1 protein-coding gene and 2 pseudogenes are annotated in these 1,631 nt (G+C 71.9%); all 3 read right to left on the bottom strand.

The genetic code is table 11. From position 1 onward, the window contains the following. Positions 1 to 404: pseudogene (locus MCM47_RS40385) on the bottom strand (ABC transporter permease); the annotation flags it as partial. After that, positions 392 to 1,357 carry an ABC transporter permease subunit gene (locus MCM47_RS40380; RefSeq protein ID WP_238863161.1) on the bottom strand — a complete coding sequence of 322 codons (966 nt, stop codon included), beginning with the start codon at positions 1,355 to 1,357 and terminating at the stop codon, positions 392 to 394. The gene MCM47_RS40380 and the pseudogene MCM47_RS40385, both read right to left, overlap by 13 nt. A 38-nt stretch (positions 1,358 to 1,395) precedes the next feature. Then, positions 1,396 to 1,631: pseudogene (locus MCM47_RS40375) on the bottom strand (ABC transporter substrate-binding protein); the annotation flags it as partial.

The raw sequence follows: 1,631 nt of genomic DNA, 5'->3' as shown, positions 1-1,631 counted from the left end.
TCCATCAGGTAGTCCGGGCCCCAGCGGAGCACGCCGATCAGACCGGCGGTCAGTGCGACCGGCGGGACCACCAGAGGCAGGGTGCAGAGCACGTCGATCACCGGGCGCAGCCGGGGCGAGCCGAGCCGGACCGCGACCAGGGCCGGTACCAGCAGGAGCAGCAGCACCACGACGGTGACGAGGGCCAGGCCGAGGGTGAGCCAGAGGCTCTCCAGGAAGCCCTCCGCGCTCAGCAGGCCGGTGTAGGCCTCGAAGGAGAAGCCCTTGGGGTCGTCGATCGAGAAGTACCCGGCGGCGGCCAGCGGCACGATGAAGTAGATCCCGGCGAGCAGCAGGACGGCGCCGCGCCACCAGCGCACCTTGCGGCGCGGGGACGTGGTGCGGGCGGGGGTCAGCTGAGCCATCGGGCGCTCCGGCGCTGGAGGGGCAGGTAGACGGCCATCACCAGGACGGCCACCACGATCATGTCGAGGCTGAGGGCGAGGGCGAGGTTGCCCTGTCCGACCAGCACGTTGCCGGAGAGCGCGTCCGCGATCGAGCGGCTGACCAGCGGGACGGTCGCGCCGACCATGGCGGCGGCGGTGGCGTACGCGGCGAAGGCGCTGCCGAAGAGCAGGACGAAGCCGCCGAGCAGCGAGGGCAGCAGGATCGGCAGCGCGACGTGGCGCCAGTACTGCACGGTGGTGGCCCGGTTGTTGTGGGCCGCCTCGCGCCACTGGACCCGCAGGCCGTCCAGGGCCGGGGTGACGGTGAGCACCATCAGCGGGATCAGGAAGTACAGGTAGACGATCGTCAGACCGGTGAACGAGTAGAGCGTCCACCCGTGGTCGGTGAGGTGCAGCAGCTTGGTGACCTCGCCGGCGTTGCCCAGGGTGGCGACGAACGCGAAGGCGAGCGGCAGCCCGCCGAAGTTGGCGAGCACGCCGGAGGCGGTCAGCACGGCCTGGCGCAGCCAGGCGTGCCGGGAGGTCACCACGGCCTGGGCGATCGGCAGGCCGATCAGGGTGGCGAGCAGCGCGGTGAGCGCGGAGAGCTCGAGGCTGCTGACCATCGCCGTCCGGTACGCGCCCTGGACGGACGCGGCGACGTTGTCGAGGGTGAACTGGCCGCCGCCGCCCTCCGCGTCGGTGGAGGTGGTGAAGGCGCCGATCACGATCGCGACGGCCGGCAGGCCGAAGCCGATCACGAAGAAGAGGAAGAGCGGCACGGTGGCCAGCCAGGAGGCGCCGCCGAGGCGCCGGCGGGGGCGCCGGCGGTGGGTGGGGGTGGTCGTGGTGGCGGTGGCGGACGCCCCCGCGCCGCCACCGGTGTCGGTGGCGGCGAGGGTGGTCGGCACCGGGGTGGGAGCCGTGGTCATGTGTGGGATCAGCCCGTTCGAGTTCTGCTGACTGATCGTCAGCCAGCGATCGCCTTGGTCCAGTTCTCGGTGACGACCTTCTTGGCGGCGGTGATCTGGTCCTGGGTCGGGAAGGTGGTGAACGGCTTCTCGACGGTCGGCAGCTTGGCGGCGGCCGCGGCGTCGAGGGTGCCGTCCTTCTTCAGGGCGTCGAAGGTGGCCGGGGTGGCGTAGCCGCCCAGGAAGAGGTTCTGGCCCTCGGCGCTGAACAGGTACTCCTGCCACAGGCGGGCGG

Source organism: Kitasatospora sp. A2-31 (assembly GCF_022288725.1).
In the GTDB taxonomy this organism is placed as follows: domain Bacteria; phylum Actinomycetota; class Actinomycetes; order Streptomycetales; family Streptomycetaceae; genus Kitasatospora.
The sequence above is the reverse complement of the archived record's forward strand: the minus strand, read 5'-3'. Positions and strand labels throughout refer to the sequence as shown.